The 16,359-nt window shown below is 71.0% G+C and carries 15 protein-coding genes; 5 read left to right on the top strand and 10 right to left on the bottom strand.

Going from position 1 to position 16,359, the window contains the following annotated elements:
• Positions 1-310 (bottom strand): hypothetical protein (locus ACFFNX_RS21190; protein ID WP_378204811.1); only part of this gene is annotated, 310 nt, incomplete at its 3' end.
• 449 nt (positions 311-759) lie between these two features.
• On the opposite strand from ACFFNX_RS21190, the gene ACFFNX_RS21185 reads away from it, so the two are divergent.
• A complete protein-coding gene (locus ACFFNX_RS21185; RefSeq protein WP_378204808.1) occupies positions 760-1,710 on the top strand; it encodes a D-2-hydroxyacid dehydrogenase family protein in 951 nt (316 codons plus the stop codon).
• 64 nt (positions 1,711-1,774) lie between these two features.
• On the opposite strand, the gene ACFFNX_RS21180 is transcribed toward ACFFNX_RS21185, so the two are convergent.
• The 3 genes from ACFFNX_RS21180 to ACFFNX_RS21170 form a co-directional block, all read right to left on the bottom strand.
• The gene (locus ACFFNX_RS21180; protein ID WP_378204806.1) at positions 1,775-4,108 is read right to left on the bottom strand and encodes a terpene synthase family protein; all 2,334 of its coding nucleotides are present in this window, start codon (positions 4,106-4,108) and stop codon (positions 1,775-1,777) included.
• A gap of 139 nt (positions 4,109-4,247) precedes the next feature.
• Entirely contained in the window at positions 4,248-5,372 is a 1,125-nt protein-coding gene (locus tag ACFFNX_RS21175) for a CU044_5270 family protein (protein WP_378204803.1), read from the bottom strand.
• Positions 5,369-5,914, bottom strand: coding sequence for an RNA polymerase sigma factor (locus ACFFNX_RS21170; protein WP_378204800.1), 546 nt, complete (start codon positions 5,912-5,914; stop codon positions 5,369-5,371). Before ACFFNX_RS21170 ends, ACFFNX_RS21175 begins: the two co-directional genes overlap by 4 nt.
• Positions 5,915-6,024: 110 nt before the next feature.
• On the opposite strand from ACFFNX_RS21170, the gene ACFFNX_RS21165 reads away from it, so the two are divergent.
• A complete protein-coding gene (locus tag ACFFNX_RS21165) occupies positions 6,025-6,786 on the top strand; it encodes an SDR family NAD(P)-dependent oxidoreductase (protein WP_378204797.1) in 762 nt (253 codons plus the stop codon).
• On the opposite strand, the gene ACFFNX_RS21160 is transcribed toward ACFFNX_RS21165, so the two are convergent.
• Positions 6,783-7,808, bottom strand: coding sequence for a glycoside hydrolase domain-containing protein (locus ACFFNX_RS21160; protein ID WP_378204794.1), 1,026 nt, complete (start codon positions 7,806-7,808; stop codon positions 6,783-6,785). The two genes, ACFFNX_RS21165 and ACFFNX_RS21160, sit on opposite strands and share 4 nt — an antisense overlap.
• A 146-nt stretch (positions 7,809-7,954) precedes the next feature.
• Between ACFFNX_RS21160 and ACFFNX_RS21155 the strand changes: the two genes are divergently transcribed.
• From ACFFNX_RS21155 to ACFFNX_RS21145, 3 genes are all read left to right on the top strand, one after another.
• Positions 7,955-8,482: an RNA polymerase sigma factor gene (locus ACFFNX_RS21155; RefSeq protein ID WP_378204792.1), complete on the top strand. Its 528-nt coding sequence runs from the start codon at positions 7,955-7,957 to the stop codon at positions 8,480-8,482.
• Positions 8,479-9,453 (top strand): CU044_5270 family protein, encoded by a 975-nt coding sequence (locus ACFFNX_RS21150; RefSeq protein WP_378204789.1) that lies wholly within the window; start codon positions 8,479-8,481, stop codon positions 9,451-9,453. Before ACFFNX_RS21155 ends, ACFFNX_RS21150 begins: the two co-directional genes overlap by 4 nt.
• A gap of 91 nt (positions 9,454-9,544) precedes the next feature.
• Positions 9,545-9,967 carry a pyrophosphohydrolase domain-containing protein gene (locus ACFFNX_RS21145; RefSeq protein WP_378204786.1) on the top strand — a complete coding sequence of 141 codons (423 nt, stop codon included), beginning with the start codon at positions 9,545-9,547 and terminating at the stop codon, positions 9,965-9,967.
• A gap of 48 nt (positions 9,968-10,015) precedes the next feature.
• Here ACFFNX_RS21145 and ACFFNX_RS21140 read toward each other — a convergent pair whose 3' ends face one another.
• The 5 genes from ACFFNX_RS21140 to ACFFNX_RS21120 form a co-directional block, all read right to left on the bottom strand.
• A complete protein-coding gene (locus ACFFNX_RS21140) occupies positions 10,016-11,026 on the bottom strand; it encodes an alcohol dehydrogenase catalytic domain-containing protein (protein WP_378204783.1) in 1,011 nt (336 codons plus the stop codon).
• Positions 11,027-11,115: 89 nt separating this feature from the next.
• On the bottom strand, positions 11,116-12,888 hold the full coding sequence (locus tag ACFFNX_RS21135) for a protein kinase domain-containing protein (protein ID WP_378204779.1): 1,773 nt from the start codon (positions 12,886-12,888) through the stop codon (positions 11,116-11,118).
• A gap of 1 nt (position 12,889) precedes the next feature.
• Complete coding sequence (locus tag ACFFNX_RS21130) at positions 12,890-13,903, bottom strand: effector-associated domain 2-containing protein (protein WP_378204776.1); 1,014 nt, start codon at positions 13,901-13,903, stop codon at positions 12,890-12,892.
• A gap of 92 nt (positions 13,904-13,995) precedes the next feature.
• A complete protein-coding gene (locus ACFFNX_RS21125) occupies positions 13,996-15,261 on the bottom strand; it encodes an MFS transporter (protein ID WP_378204773.1) in 1,266 nt (421 codons plus the stop codon).
• Between the two features lie 326 nt (positions 15,262-15,587).
• The coding region (locus tag ACFFNX_RS21120; RefSeq protein ID WP_378204770.1) for a tetratricopeptide repeat protein at positions 15,588-16,359 on the bottom strand (772 nt) is incomplete at its 5' end.

The raw sequence follows: 16,359 nt of genomic DNA, 5'->3' as shown, positions 1-16,359 counted from the left end.
CTCCGCTCGGCCCGGCGACGGCCAGCGTCGCGGCGGCCGGCGCGGGCGCCGGGACCGTGCGGTAGCGGTCGTCGCCCAGCAGTCCGGCGAGCCGCAGCCGGCGGACGGCGGGGAGCGCGGCGAAGACGGCGAGCTGGGCCAGCGGTTCGATGAACAGCGCCGCCGTCGAGAGCCCGGCCGCCACGACGACCGCCGTCACCGCGACCGACACGGCGAATGACCCCCAACACCAGGCGAGCCACCGCCCGCGCCCGGGCATCGGACGCCCCGCCGCCGGAAGGTCGATCGCGTCCAGACCGGCGGGAGGCATGCCCGGCAGCGTAGCCCCTCACCGGACCCCACATACCGACCGAACCGCCACCCCTGCACGCCCGTCGTAGCCGACGGCGGGTGGCTGGTCCCGGGGCTGACGGCGGTTCGGTGACTCTGAGGTGGTCGTGGTCTGGAGGCGGGTTGTCGTGGGCCGTCGGTTCTGAGGCGGGTGGCTGGTTCCGTGGCGGGCGGTCGGCCTGGCTCCTGCGCGGCCCGTTGCCGCTGAGGCGGGTGGCTGAGTTCCGGGCGGATGGCCGTTCGCCGACTCTGAGGTGGGTCGCCGACTCCGAGGCCGCCCGTCGGACCGGCCCTCTACGCCGACCGTCGTCGCCGAGGTGGGATCGGCCGATCAGGCTTCGCGGGCCGTCGACCCCCGGGTGCCTCGGCTCCTACGCTCGTCCTTCGGGGTCGCAGAGTCCCCTTGGTCGCCTCGTCGAAGGAGCACGCGTGAGTGAAACCCGGGTCGCCGTCCTGGACGACTATCAGCGGGTGGCCGCCTCCATGGCGGACTGGGAGGGGCTGCCCGGCGTCTCGACGCGGTTCTTCGCCGAACACATCGCCGATCCCGACGCCCTGGTGGCCGCGCTGGAGCCGTTCGAGGTGATCGTGGCGATGCGGGAGCGCACGCCCTTCCCACGCGACGTGCTCGCGCGGCTGCCGCGGCTGCGGCTGCTGGTCACGACCGGCATGCGCAACGCCTCGATCGACCTGGACGCGGCGCGGGAGTTCGGTGTCGTCGTCTCCGGCACGCGCGGCAGCGCCGGGGGTACGGCCGAGCTCACCTGGGCCCTGATCCTCGGCCTCGTACGGACCGTCGCGGCCGACGACGCCCGGATCCGGGCGGGCCGCTGGCAGGAGGCCGTCGGCCTCGACCTGGACGGTCGTACGCTCGGCGTCGTCGGGCTCGGCCGCCTGGGATCGCGGGTGGCCCGGGTCGGCCTGGCGTTCGGCATGAAGGTCCTCGCGTGGAGCCCGAACCTGACCGCGGACCGAGCTGCCGAGCACGAGGTGACTCTGGCGGACCGGCGCGAGCTGTTCGGCTCGGCGGACATCGTGTCCCTGCACATGGCGCTGGGCGACCGCACCCGCGGCCTGGTCGGCGAGGCCGACCTGCGGGCGATGAAGCCCAGCGCGTTCTTCGTCAACACCTCACGCGCCGGTCTGGTGGACCAGGACGCACTCCGGCGAGCGCTGGAAGAGGGGTGGATCGCCGGGGCCGGACTCGACGTCTTCGACGTCGAGCCGCTGCCGGAGGACCACTGGCTGCGCTCCTCGCCGCGCACGCTGCTGTCGCCGCACATGGGTTACGTCACAGAGGAGAGCTACCAGATCTTCTACTCGCATGCGGTGGAGGACATCGCCGCCTTCCTGAACGGCGCACCGATCCGCACGCTCTAGCCCACCTGGTGATCGACCGGCGTGCCCGCCCAGGAACAAGGGCGGGCACGCCGACGGCCCCCGATCAGGGATGAGACTCGCGGGTGGGTCGTGCGGGCAGCCGTACGGCCGAGGTACCCAGGCCGGTCGGCCCCAACGACGCCGCCCGGGACGCCGGAACCGCAGGCGCGGGTGCTCCGGGGGCGGCCGGCGCCGGTGGAGGGCTGGGGGGCGCCGGTGCGCCGACGGCAGGTGCTTTCGAAGTAGCGCGGACCGGTGGGGACATCGCCTCGCTTCGCAGGCGCAGGAGTTCGGGTTCGGTGTAGCGGGCGCATCGGCGGTGCCACTCCAGGATTCCGGACATCCAGTCCTTCAGGTCCTGGACGTCGCGGGTCAGGACGGCGCGGGCCTCCTCGTCCAGGCCGTGTTCCTCGAACATCGTCGGCAGGCCGTCGGTCGCGATGTGCTCGAACTGGCGCATCCGGGCGGCCATGAGTTCGGCCGTGATGTCGCGGGCGGCCATGCGGTCGACGCCGAGGAAGTTCTCGATGACCAGGACGATGTTGTGCGGCTCGCCCTCGAACTCGATCTCCTTCTGGTAGGAGAACAGGTCGTTGGTGAAGCACCCGTAGTCCTGCGCCGCGGTCTCCAGCTCGTGCATGACGCGGGTCCGGTAGATCTCCTCCGGGACGGTCTCGGAGTGGGCGAGGCGGGCCAGGCTCCTCGTCATGTCCGAGCCGAACGTCCTGCGCCGCATCTCGACGTAGTCGATCGGGTCCGGCACGCGGTTGTGCGCCTGGTTCGCCAGCTCCCACAGCCAGCTCGCCGTCATCTCCTCCACCACCGTACGGAACCGGCGCCGCGCGTCGGCCGTCATCGGGCCGGCCGTACGGCGCCACAGGTCGGCCAGGCCGCGTTCGAGCGGGTTCGCCGGCTCGGGGATCGGCGGGTCGTCCTCCAGCGGCATGAACAGGGACAGCCGGTCGCTGCAGGCCTTGGCCCCCGGCAGGTCGCGGCGCGGTCCGAAGACCGCGGGGAAGTAGTCGTCGCCGTAGGTGCCCCAGGACAGCCAGTCGGTGGACAGGTGCAACTGCTCGGGATCGGCATCGGCATGGATCATCGAGGCGCAGTGGGCCAGGTCGATGCCGATGAAGCGCTTTTCGTCCCAGACGCCGCCGGCCTCCACACCCGGTACCGAGTCGAAGAAGCCCATGGCCCGCGCCCAGCCCACGGAGTAGCGCCGCGCGTCGTCGATGTGCGGGCTCATGCGGAACGTGAACGGCATGGACAGCTCCGGCAGCGGCAGGTGGCCGACCGGCTCGAACGGGCGGAAGGAGTGTTGCCGGATGCGGTGCCGCAGGCCCATCGCGACGGTGGCGGCCGAGGTGCCCAGGCCGGTCGGCCCGGACGGCAGGGAGGAGGCGTCGTTCATGTACCGGCTGGACCGGGCGTGCCACTCCTGCCCGCCGGACTGCCAGTCCTGCAGGCCCTTGACGTACGCGGCGACCGCGGCCTGGTCGGCCGGGGACGCGCCGTGGTCGGCCAGCAGGCTCGGCACCTCGGTCAGCGCGGTGGTCTCGAACTGCTGGAGCCGTGACGTCAGCAGGTCGTTGACCAACTCGGCGGCGTCCTGCGTCGGGCAGTCGAAGAAGCGCTCGAAGACCAGCACGGCGTTGGAGTTCTCCCCCTCCTGCCGGACCTCGCGCTCGTAGGAGTACAGGTCGTTGCGCAGGTGGACGGCGTCGGCGAAAGTGTCCGACAGCACCTGCATCGGGCGGGTGCGGGCGAAGGGCTCGGGCAGTTCCGCGCCCGCGGCGTACTCCACGAGATCGGCCGACCAGGGGGCGCCGCCGACGCGCCGCCGCATCTGGACGTACTCGATCGGGTTGGCGATCCGGCCCTGGTCGATGTTGTCCAGCTCCCACATCGACTCGACCATCAGGTTGTGGGTGCTGAGCGTGAACCGGCGCCGCCAGCCGTCCGACATCGCCGGGACGGTGCGCTCCCACAGGTCCTTCAGCCCGGCCTCGGCGGCGTTCTCCGGCTCCGGTGAGGTCTCGCCGTCGGCGGTCATGAACAGTTCGAGCCGGTCGACGTACGCCTTGGCGGCCGGGAGATCTCGGGAGTACTTGAAATCTTCGAGGAACTGATCATCGAAGAAGAACACCCAGACGTACCAGTCGGTGATCAGATCCAGGGTCGGGCCGTCGCAGTCCGGATGGGTATAGGCGCACATCAAGCCGTAATCCATGCGCGCCAGATCCGTTTCATCCCAGATGAGCCCGCCTCCGGGCTTGGGGGAGTCGAGCATTCCCATCTTTCGGGCCCAGGTGGTGCTGTGCTCTCGTGAACGCTCCAGGTTCGGGTTGATTCGGGCGGGATATGGCATATAGAAGTCAGGCATCACGAAAGGCTGCATGGAAAAAGGCTTACCCCGTGGCGACGTCGGTAATACCCGGATCAAGAAATGGCAATGTGATCCTTTTTTGTGTTGCGGACAATTGTCGCCAATGTCGACATCGCCCGTTCTGTAGAGAACGGGCGACGTCGGCTGCCGGTCAGAAGGGCAGCTTGCCGGGCGGGGACGGCTTCTTGTCCGTCCACGCCGATCCCCGCGCGACGTGATAGTTGATCACGAAGCCGGGACGCTGCTTGGCGTACTCGCCGCCGGGCTTGGTGAGCACGTCCTCCGTGCCGAGGAACTCCCCGTCCTCACTGAAGATGATCTCGGTGCGGCTGCCGTACCCGTGGTACAGCGAGCCGCCGGTCGGCCAGTCGGCGGCGAACGCGATGCCCTTCCGCCCGAGCGGGTCGGTGACGGTGCCCACCGAGTAGACCCCCGGGAGCTTCGGCACCATCCGCATGATGCCGGCCCGGAGCTTGGGCGGCACCGGCGCGCTCATCAGGTCCTCGGAGACGTCGAGCATTCGCTGCGCCGGGTTCTCGCCGTGCTGGAGGTAGTTCTGTCGCAGCTGATCGGGGTCGGTGGACAATTGCCGTAGCTGCTCGAAGGTCACGCCGTTGGCTTTGGACTTGCCGCCCATGCCGGAAAAGAAGAATTGACCGCCGGGCCTGGCCTGCGGATGGTCGGCCTCCCAGCGCCCGGCCGACCGGGAATAGGTCTGGTAGTGGTCGTTGGACCAGACGCGGAAGCTGGTCGGCGACCCGGCCTTGAGCCAGGCGGCCTTGTCCTCGGGGGTCTGCGGCCGCGCGGGCAGGTCACGGCCGTAGAACAGGTTGCCGCCCCCGGCCTTGACGGCGGTCCACTCGAAGGTCTCCGTCGCCGCGCCGGTGATCGCGTAGTTCCCGGTCTTCGCCGAGACGATGTAGGACTGGCCCGAGACGGTGTCGGAGGTCCAGTACCGGCCCAGCGGCTGCGACTCGGCCTTGTCGGCGGCCAACATGATCGGCTGACCGCCCACCTTGCCGTCGCCGGGCGTCTTCTCCGGCGCGGAGGATCCACTCTGGTGTCCGGTCAGCGTGACGGCCACCGCCGCGGCCGCGCCGACCGCCACGACGCCGATCGCCAGCCGCCTCACCGGCACCCGCGCCGACCTCCGGCGCCGCGAGTCCTCGACGGGCTGAGACAGGGCCTTGTCCAGGTCACGGTAGCGGCGGTCCGCGTCGGGAGCGGCCTCCAGGTCCGCCGGTCGCGCCGCGGCCAGCGCGTCCAGGATCTTCATCGTGTCGTCTCCATTCGGTAGGCGGTGGCCTGGCGGCGTACGGGCGTGGGCGTCTCGTCGGTCATCGCCCGGTCGAGCCGTTTGCGTGCTCGGTGCAGCCGTACGAAGTAGGTGGCACGCGAGCAGCCGATGACCTTCGCGGCCTCGTCGGTCGGCAGGCCGTGCCAGGCCGCGAGCGTCAGCAGTTCTCGATCGGCGTCCGAGAGCGTCGCCAGCGCTCGCAGCACCGAGGTTCGCTCCTCCACGTCCTCCCCGATGTCGGGCACGGAGGAGGTCCAGTGCCGCAGCTCGGCGGCCAGCGACTCCTCGCGGGCCTGGGCGCGGTAGTTCTCCCGCAGGACGTTGCGCGCGATCCCGAAGATCCAGGGCAAGGGCGGGTCCGGCAGGTCGTGGAGACGCCGCCAGACGACGCAGAACGTCTCGCTCGTCACCTCCTCGGCGAGCATGCGTCCCGTACGGCTCACCGCGTAGGCGTGCACGCGCGGATACAACTCGTCGTATAGGGCGGTGAATCGGCCGACCGCGTCTTGGTCTGTCACCATCGGGCCCCTTCGTAGTGGTTGGTGCCTTTCATGTGTGCAGTGACGGGTGGGACCGGTTTCTTACATGTCGGCACGCTACGTTTATCGGACGTCTTCCAGGGAGGAATCGCGTGTCCGGAAAGCGTGCGCTCGTCACCGGTGGATCGCGGGGCATCGGCGCGGCCGTGGCCGCGCGGCTGGCGGCCGATGGCTTCACCGTCGCCGTCCACTGCGGATCCGACGTCACCGCCGCGCGGTCCGTCGCCGCCGGGCTTCCGGGCGAGGGTCACGTCGTCGTCGCCGGCGACCTCGCCGATCCGGCGCAGGTCGAGCGGTTCGTCGCGGAGGCGATCGCCGGGCTCGGCGGTGTGGACGTGCTGGTCAACAATGCGGCGGTCCACGGCCACCAGCCGATCGACGCGACGTCGTACGAGGAGTGGCACGAGGGCTGGCGGCGTGTCATCGACGTCAACGTGCACGGCACCGCCAACGTGACCTGGTGCGTCGCCGACCACCTGCGCACCCGGCCGGAGGGCGCCGAGGGCGCGCGGATCATCAACGTCGGCTCGCGCGGTGCCTACCGCGGTGAGCCGGTCGCCGTCGCGTACGGGGCGAGCAAGGCGGCCGTGCACGCGATGACGCAGTCGCTGGCGGTCGCCCTGGCGCCGCACGGCATCGGCGTCGCGGCCGTGGCGCCCGGGTTCGTACGGACGGACATGGCCGAGGCGCTGCTGTCGAGCCCGGAGGGCGAGGCCGTCCGGGCGCAGAGCCCGTTCGGACGCGTCGCCGAGCCGGAAGAGGTCGCCGCGGCGGTGGGCTGGCTCGCCTCGCCGGACGCGCTGTGGGCCAGCGGTGCGGTGATCGACGTCAACGGCGCCTCCTACCTGCACTAATACTTCAGCAGCGAGACCTTGGCCAGGCAGCCGTGCACGGTGACGGCTAGGTCGGAGGTGTTGTAGACGCACATCCGCAGCCGGTTCGAGGCGTCGACGCCGAACTGGCCGCCGATCTGGTCGCGGATCGTGCCGTTCTCGTCCGCGGTGTAGGTGAGCCGCCACGGGTCGTCGATGAAGGTGCCGTCGTCCTTGACCCGGGTCCACGCCACGTCGATCTTCGTGCCGGGAGTGAGGCCGCGCAGTTCGAACAGCGCGTCCGCGTTGACCCAGTACGCCGCGGTCGCGATCGCCACCGACACGCCGTTCTCGCCGTGGAGGCCGTGCTTGTCGCTGTACTCCTTGGTGAACTTGATGTCGGCGTTCGTGCCGGCGTCGATGACCTGCGTGCCGTCGACGCCGAGGCTGCAGACCAGGGCCATGTCGTCGTCTCCTCCCGGTGTGACGCCGACGCGCCACTGTCCGTAGTCGCTCTTCTCGGCCCGGTCGTAGTCGCAGTCGACGCCGCCGATGGTATGGCCGTTGCTGTACTGCTGCAGGTGGGCCCGCTTGTCCCACTTTCCGCCGGACCAGGCGTAGGTCTGCCACGCCCAGGTGGCGTGGCCGCCGTCCAGGGCGCGTTTCACCGGGCCGTACCCGCCGTAGATGCCGACCTGGCCGCGGCCGAGGGCCGAGGCGGCGCCGTCGAGGTAGGCGTTGATGGCGCTCTGCTGCCCGGACGAGGCGTCCCAGTCGACGGCGAAGTAGACGGGCCGGCCGTCCGGCATCCCGCAGTCCCGCGCCTGAGCGCGGGCGTCTGCGGCGTCCGCGGCGCCGGCCGCCTTACCGGCCAGTGCGCGCTTGGCGGTGGTCTCCCAGACGACGACGATCCAGATCCCGGCGTCGGTCAGCTTGCGGGCCTCGGACGCGGTGAGGTTCTTCGAGGGACTGTGAGACAGGTACCGGCAGACGAATCTGACGCCGGCGGACCTGAGCGCGGACATGGAGGGACGCCCGAAGGCGTAGTCGATCCCCTCAGGCACGGCGCCTCGTCGGGTGTTCCATCCTGACCTCCCGGCCGTGTCGGCGATGCGGTCAGGTCAAGTGTTGTACGAGAATGCGCGATTTGCGCGGTCTTGTCGGTAAGTGGCAAAGCTGGCGTAGGTCCACCGCACGGCGTGAGGGACCCGTGAACTCAGTCGCGGGGATGTTCGATCGTCACTGGCCGGTCCTCTACCACTACGTCGTACGCCGGCTCGGTCCGGACGTCGCCGAGGATCTGGTCGGTGACACGTTCCTGACCGCGTTCGAGCGGCGGCACCGATTCGACCCGCGTTATGACGACGCACGGCCCTGGCTGTTCGGGATCGCCACCAGGCTGATCTCCCGCCACCGCCGCGCCGAAGGCGCCCGCTACCGGGCGTTGGAGCGCAGCCCCCGGGAGGTGGCCACCGAAGAACCGGCGGACCAGGTGGCGGCGGCCATGTCCGTCGTGGCGGTCCGCCCGGCACTCGCCAGAGCGCTCGCCGACCTGCCGGCACGTGACCGCGACGTCCTGCTCCTCATCGCCTGGGCGCAGCTGTCCTATGACGAGACAGCCGCGGCGCTGGGCATCCCCGTCGGAACCGTCCGCTCCCGGCTCAACCGGGCCCGCCGCAGAGTACGCGCCGCTCTCGGCGACACCAACCCCCTGCTCGTGGAGGAGACCGTCTCATGAATGACATGGAGATGCTTGCCGCGCTGGGCGAGTACCTGGACCACGACGCCCCCGCCGCGCTTGCGCGGCAGCGGCGGCGACTGATCACGGCGGGCCGTGGCCGGCGGCGCCCGGCCCTCAGGGTTCCTCGCCTCCGGCCGGTCCTGACCGCCGGGGTCGCCGCCGTGGCCGTGGCATCCGTGGTGGGCGTCATGGTCGGCACGGGTTCCGACCGGCCGGAACCCGCCCCGCCCGCGGTCCGTTTGACCGGCGCGTCCCTGACGCTGGACAAGGCGGCACGGGCGATCGAGAGACAGCCTTATGCGACCCCCCGGCCACACCAGTGGATCTACACGAAGTCGGCTGAATACGGTGCCAACACCGCCGGCGGAGATCGTCCTTCGTTCACCGAGACCTGGGAGCGGTTCGACGGCAGGCGGGAAGCCGTGATCGACGGCGGCAGGCTCACAGTCGACCACAAGGCGGGAGGCGGCGACACCGGCACGCCCGAAGGGGCCTCCGCCCTGCTGCGGTCGCTGCCCACCGATCCGCAGGCCCTGCTCGCCACCCTGTCGGCGAAGGTCGGCGGCCAGCCGCGCGGAGACGCCGTCCCGGGCCGGGACGGCCTGCTGTTCGCCAACATCGTCCAGCTGATCCGAAACACGGGGATCGGCGCTCCGCCCAGGACTCAGGCCGCTCTGTACCGGGCCATCGCGACTCTCCACGGCGTGCGCGTTGAGAAGAACATGACGGACGGCCTCGGCCGGCACGTCATCGGCGTAACGCAGGGAAGCACCTACAGCTACGTGCTCCTCGACCCCGGCAGCTATCGGATCCTCGGGATACAGAACGTGTGGAGCGGACACCCGACCCCGACCGAAGTCCGCATGGCCAAGGCCAAGAAGCTCAACCTCGACCTGCCCAAGGGCACCATCACGTACGGCCTGGTGACCGTCACCACCGCCACCGTCGACCGCGCCGGCCAGCGATGACATCCGATCACGACGGCCTTTCGGTGGTGACCTTCCCGTGATGGTGATCGCCGAGGGAGCAGGCCGTCCGGAGCTGTGCCAGGCTGGTCGCATGCCATCGTCCCGCTCCGGAGGCGACGTCGAAGGCGTCGCCTCCCACGTCGCCGCGTTCCACGCCGCGTTCGGTCTGCCGCGCAACGACACTCCCACGGCCGACGTGCCCGCCGACCTCGCCGCCCTTCGTGTGCGCCTGCTCGCCGAGGAGGTCGAGGAGTTCGCGGTCGCCACCGACGAGCGCGACATCGTGGGCATCGCCGACGCGCTGGCCGACATCGTCTACGTCGCCTACGGCGCGGCCGTGACCTACGGCATCGACCTGGACGCGGTGCTCGCCGAGGTCCACCGGTCGAACATGACCAAGCTCGACGCCGACGGCCGGGTGCTGCTGCGCGAGGACGGCAAGGTCATGAAGTCCGACCGCTACACGCCGCCGGACGTGGCGAGCGTCCTCCGCGAACAGTCCCGCGTCCCCTAAGGCCCTACTACGCGGCGCCCAGGCGCCAACGCCTACCAGCACCCACGGTCAGGCGAAGGTGATGACCGACCGCTTGCCGGATCCGCCCTTGGCCATGGCGTCGAGCACCGCGTTGGCGTCGCGCAGGCCGACCGGGGTGAACTCCGGCAGGATGCCGTGCGCCGCCGAGAACGCGAGGGTGTCGCGCGCGTCGCGCGGCGAGCCGGACGGGTTGAGCATGGCGTGCAGCCGGTTGAGGACCATCGGCCGGGTGGGCAGCACCAGCGGCTCGGAGTCGTATCCGCACAGCACGAGCGTGCCGTCGGGCGCCAGTCCGGTGAGCGTCGCCGCAGCGGCCGAGGTGGACGGGGAGGCGTTGAGGATGACGTTCGCACCGCCGTCCCAGGCCTTGAGGGCCTCGGCCGGGTCGGTGTCCTGGGCGGCGATGAACCGCTCGGCGCCCATCTCCCGCGCCGCCGCCTCGCCCCGGTCCGACCGGCCGATGACGGCCACGCGGGCTCCCATGGCGACGGCGTAGCGGACCGCCAGCGCGCCGACACCGCCGGCGCCGATGACCGCGACGCGCGAGGTCGCGGTGGTCCCGGCCTGCCGCAGGCCGTTGAAGGCGGTCAGGCCCGCGCACATCAGCGGGGCCGCGGCGACCGGGTCGAGCCCCGCCGGCAGCGGGGTCACGAAGTCGGCCTTGAGGACGGCGTACTCGGTGTAACCGCCGTCCAGGACGATGCCCGTGATGCGCTTCTGCGGGCAGAGGATCTGCTCGCCGCGCACGCAGTAGTCGCAGTGGCGGCAGGAGTCGCCGAGGAACTGGGCGCCCACGGCGGTGCCGACCTCCGGCCACGACACACCGGGACCCGTGGCGGCCACCACGCCGGTGATCTCGTGACCGGGGACGACCGGGAAGCGGGCGATGGGCCACTCTCCCTGGAGCAGGTCCAGGTCGGTGTGGCAGATTCCGCACGCGGTGACCTTGACGAGGACCTCGCCCTGTCCGGGCTCGGGCACCTCGCGTTCGGTGATCGTGAGCGGCTCGTCGACCGCGGTGGCAATGGCCGTGAGCATGAGTGGTCCCCCGATTCTCTCGCCCCGTCGTCACGAGCGTAGACGGGCGGCCCGTACAGGAACGGCGTCAGGCCGGCAGGCGGGGGGTCTCAGCGGGTGCCGAGGCTCCACAACGTGATCGCGAGGTTCTCCCCGCAGGTGATGGCGATCGGGTGACCGGCGAGCTCGCCGAAGGCGACCGGCACGGTCGGCTCGGCGGGAAGGGGGTCGCCGAGCTGCTCGCGGGTGGTCAGGTCCCACACGCGAACGGCGCGGTCGGCGCCGCTGGTCAGCACGGTCGGCCGCCCGCCGCGTACGCCGAACGCCACGGACATGACCGCGCAGGTGTGCACCAGCGGCGCGCCCGTCTCGTGCCGGGTGGCCAGGTCCCACACTCGTACGGTCTGGTCGTACCCGCCCGTGATCGCGACCGGCCGGCCGGCCAGCCGTCCGCACGTCACCGACATGACCGAGTTCGTGTGCCCGGTCAGCGGCAGCCCGGTCGGACGGCGGTCGCCGAGGTCGAGGACGCGTACCGACTGGTCCCACGCGCCGCCGACGACCGCGACGGTACGCCCGTCGACCTGGCCGCACGCCACCGACATGACGCTGTTGTTGCGGACCAGCGGAGGGCCGGCCTCGCGGTGCTCGGTGAGGTCCCACAGGCGTACCGACCGGTCGTCGCTCACGCTCACCGCGACCGGGGCGTCGTCGAGCACGCCGAGCGCGATCGAGACGACGGCGCCGGTGTGGCCGCGCAGCGGCTCGCCGGCCGGCCTTCCGGACTTCAGGTCCCACAGGTACAGCGCGTGGTCCTGGCAGCCGGTGATCGCGATCGGGCGGTCGCCCAGGCGCCCGCAGGTCACCGCCAGGACGGCGGTGTCGTGCCGCAGCGGCGGTCCGTACTGCTGGTGCGCGGTCAGGTCCCACACCCGCGCGGTGCGGTCGTGCCCTCCGGTCACCGCGATCGGGCGGTCGCCGAGCAGCCCGTACGCCACGCAGGCGATGGTGCGGGTGTGCCCGGTCAGGGGATCGCCGATCGGCGTGCCGGCCGGCAGCGAACCCGACGTGGTCCGGTTGTTCAGCATGGACACGACGTCGGTGGCGCTGGGCCGCTTGGCCGGGTTCTTCAGCAGACAGACCGAGACGACGTCGCGCAGCGGCTCGGGCACCCCGCCGACCTCGGGTTCGTCGTGCGTGATGCGGTACATCACGCCGTGGCCGTAGTCGTCGTCGCTGAACCCGAACGGCGGCTTGCCCGTCGCGGCGAAGACCATCGTCGACGCCCACGCGAACACGTCGGTGTGCGGGCCCAGCGGCCCGCCGGTGACCTGCTCCGGCGCCATGTACGGAGGCGTCCCCCGCCGGTCGCGGTCCGGCTGGGCGATCGTGGCGAGCGCGCGGGCGATCCCGAAGTCGACGACGCGCGCGCCGTCGGGGCCGGTCAGGATGTTGGCCGGTTTGAAGTCGCAGTGCACCAGGCCCGCCGCGTGGATGGCGGCGAGCGCGGAGGCGGTGCCGGCGGCGAGCGCCGACAGTTCGGGTGAGCCGTACGGCCCGTCCCGGTGCACCCGCTCCAGTACGGATTCCCCCGCGATGTACTCGCTGACGATGTACGGCCGGCCCAAAAGCTCGCCGGAGTCGAGGACGCGTGCGGCGTAGTTCTTCACCCGCCCGGCGGCCTCGATCTCCCGGGCGAACAGCCGCCGGCCGCGTACGGTGCCGCTGAACCACGGATGCAGCAGTTTGATCGCGACCTTGCGGGCGTCCGGCGTGGTCGCGAGGTACACGACGCCCTGGCCGCCCTCGCCCAGCCGGGCGATCACCTGGTAGTCCCCGATCCGGTCCGGGTCGTCGGGGCGCCGGGGATAGGGGCCCGGCACTCTACGTTCGTCCCAGTTCGTCGATCGACTTCCTGAGGTCGTCCACCTGCACGGAGTCGCCCGCGAACTGCCGGATGACGCGGAGCAGGTCGTTCAGCCCGTTCGGATGCTCCTCACAGGTGCGCAGGATCGCGGTCATGTCGGTGCGGTCGTCGCCGGACCGCCGCGGTTTGATCACCGTCGCGAGGGCCAGCGGGAGCTCGGCGACGATCTGGTCCCGCAGATGCCGGCTGCGGAGCTGCCGCACGCTCAGCGCGCGGTCGATGACATCGTCGAGGGCGGGCGACCCGTCGGTGATCGTGACCGCGGCGGGGGCCGGGGGCAGTTGCGGCGGGTCCGGCGCCGTGGGCACGGTGGACACGACGATACTCGCATCGGTGATCGTGGGCGGCGACGCCGGCACCGGGCGGACGGGGGCCGCCAGCCCCGGCACCGTGATCCACGCGGAGGTGACGGTCTCCTTCACCCGCAGCTCGATCCGGTGGTATTCGGCCGGGTTCACCAGACCCAGGCCATGCTGGATGACGTCGTCGTGGACGCGCTCGGAGGCGATCAGCGCCAGCTCGGCGCCGGTCCGCCGCAGGATCTCCTTGAGGTGGGGCGCCTCCAGGATCCGGAACGCGTGGTTGACGGCGGTGCCGACCAGGCCTTCCGCGTCCGAGCGGGCGATGCCGGTGTGCACCGCCAGCCGGAGCCGCATCCGCGCCGGCTCGACGGAGACGTCGTTGTGCTTGCGCACCTCGGCACGCAGCCGCGCGGTCACCGAGGTCAGCAGCAGGGCCGTGTCGACGGACGGCGGGACCACGACCAGCGCGCCGTCGCCGCGGTCCTCCCGGTAGCACCCGTCGTACGGGACGCCGGTGTCGTCGAAGCTCGTGCGCAGACCCTCATAGAGCGCCGTGCGGATCTTGTAGCGATCGAGGTCGGTGCGCGAACGGTGTCCGAAGGAGGCGACGTCGCACACGAACAGCGAGCACAGGCCGTTGGGTGTCCACTCGCCGTAACGTCTGGGCATGCCGTCGCCTCGGTCCCCTGTCCGCTCACGATCCCCCGAGACCATGTAGCACGAACCGTCGCGAGCCCGTCAAGGTCAGATGACGCAGAACGTCACGGAACCGCGATGGGTTCGCGGACCTCCTCCAGGGCGAGGCGCTTCTTGATCCGTGCCACCGTCCGGGCGGGCAGCCACCGTCCCGGCCGGATCAGCAACGGCACCGCGAGCGCCGTCAACGCGATCGCGCCGAAGACGAACCACGCGGCCGCCCGGGGCTGGAGCTCGGCCACGATGTAGCCGGCGCTGAGCGCGCCCAGGGGCACCGCGCCGCTGGTGAGGAACCGGTTGATGCCGATCACCCGCCCGAGCAGATGCTCGGGGACGTGCTTGGTCTGGTGGTTGACGATGGCGACGTTGAGGAAGCCGCCCGTGACGCTCAGGCCGCCCCAGGCGACCAGCCCGACGACCGGCTGGGCGGACACGGCGACGATGAAGGTCAGCGCGGCCCACGCCACGACGCACAGCGTGATGATGTTCCGCTCGTCGCGCACGTGCTTGCCGACGCTGGGCGCGACGACCGATCCGATCAGCCCGCCGACGCCGGAGGTGGCGAGTAGCACCCCGATCCGCGCGCTGGACAGGTGCTGCTGTTCGGCCAGGACGACGAGGAGCAGCAGGACGGTCTGGAAAAGGAAGTTGCCCACCGAGCAGACGACGACGACCGTACGCAGAAAGGAGTTGAGGATCACCATTCTCAGGCCGTCGAACAGCGAGATCCGGGGTCGGGCGTTCGCGGGCGGGGCGGCCTGCTGCGGCTGGTAGTTCGTCTTGTCCATCATGAGGAGGGCGACGAGCGACCACAGGGAGGCCAGCAGGTTCACGTAATAGGGGTAGGACACCCGCTGGCCGAAGAGGAAACCCCCCAGGGGTTTGCCCGCCATGAGGGCCAGGTGGCCGCGCGCCTCGTTCATCGCGAGGGCCGTGGGCAGCTCGGCGGGGTTCACGACGCGCTGTACCGCGGTGACCTCGGCGGCGCTGTAGAGCACGAGGAAGGATCCCTCGCAGAGCGCGGCGACGATGAGCACCGGCGTGGGGTGGCCGCCGAAGCCGAGCGCGTAGACGACCAGGGCACAGGCCGCGAGCCGTCCGAGTTGGCCGACGAACATCAGCAGCCGCCGGTTGAAACGGTCCACGAACCAGCCGGCGGGCAGGTACATCAACAGGGCGGGAACGGTGCTCGCCGCGCCCACGTACCCGGCGAAGACCGGGGAGCCGGTCAGCACGAGCGCCAGCAGGGGGTTGGCGGTCGCGGCACACATCCCCCCGAACTGCGAGGCCGCTGATGCGCTCCACAGCAGTGTGAAGTCACGCCATCTCATCGGCGCTGGATTCCTCCGGAGCGACCCGCTCTCATCGACCGCTCATCCCGGTGATGAGAGCACCGTCGAATGACGGTAACCGCTTGTCCCGGCGTGTTGCCGGACAAAACGGGCATCCGCTGTATATGCACATTTTTGATGCACGCAAGGAATGGCGCTCAGGGTAGGCGCCACGCTCGTCACCTGGATACCCGGTTACGCACCGTACCAGTGCCTGAAGCGCTTCACCTGATGACCAACCGGATTCATCCAAAGACAAATGGAACGTCTGGCACGTGTTTCGTGAGCGCCGTCCGCGCGGCCGGAAGGCGCTCGTCGAAATTGTTTCAACGTGCCATGAGCCGCTCCGCCTCCTTGCGGAGGTGCTCGGGGAGCGGAGGCCGCCGGGCCCTGACCGCGCGTTCGGCCAGCCCGGCCGCCGTGTCGGCGTCACCCTCCAGCCGGAGGACCCGGGCGACGCGGAGCAGCACCGGGCCGCTGTCATCGGCGCCGTCGACGAGTTCGAGGTCCTTCGTCCCGGAGACCCCGACGCCCTCACAGGTCCTCTTGGCCAGGAACCAGGCGGCGCGGCTGGAGGGACGGTCGCCGTAGTTGACCCGGTCCAGGTCGCGCAGCGCGGGCTCGGCGCGGTTGAGGTCGGCCAGCATCTCGCCGCGTAGGCGGATCGCCTCCGGGGTCGCGCCGTTCTGGCTGAGCGCGTCGTCCAGGATCGCGATCGCGGCCTGGGCGCGGCCGGCGTGCCACAGGGCGTGGGCCAGCGCGGTCTTGACGAACGTGTCACCGGGCAACTGGGTGAGGGCGGCCCGCAGCCGGCTCACGGCCTCCGTCGTCTCACTGCCGATCTTCAACCGGCCCACCGCGGCCAAGAGCATGCCGACGTGGGTGGTGTCGCCCAGCGCGCCGAACACGGTGATCGCGCTCTCGTAGTGTTCGGCGGCTCGCCCCATCCGTCCCTGGCCGTACGCGATGGTGCCCAGCAGGCACTCGGCCGCCCCGCGCACCGGCCGGTCGGCTCCGGCCTCGCGCGTCACCGCCGTGGCGAGACGCCGGGCCAGGTCGAGGTTGCCGGCCGCGAACGCCGTCTCCGCCGCGTCGAGC

It is taken from the genome of Actinoallomurus acaciae (genome assembly GCF_042429965.1).
GTDB classification, from domain to species: Bacteria; Actinomycetota; Actinomycetes; order Streptosporangiales; family Streptosporangiaceae; genus Actinoallomurus; species Actinoallomurus acaciae.
The sequence above is the reverse complement of the archived record's forward strand: the minus strand, read 5'-3'. Positions and strand labels throughout refer to the sequence as shown.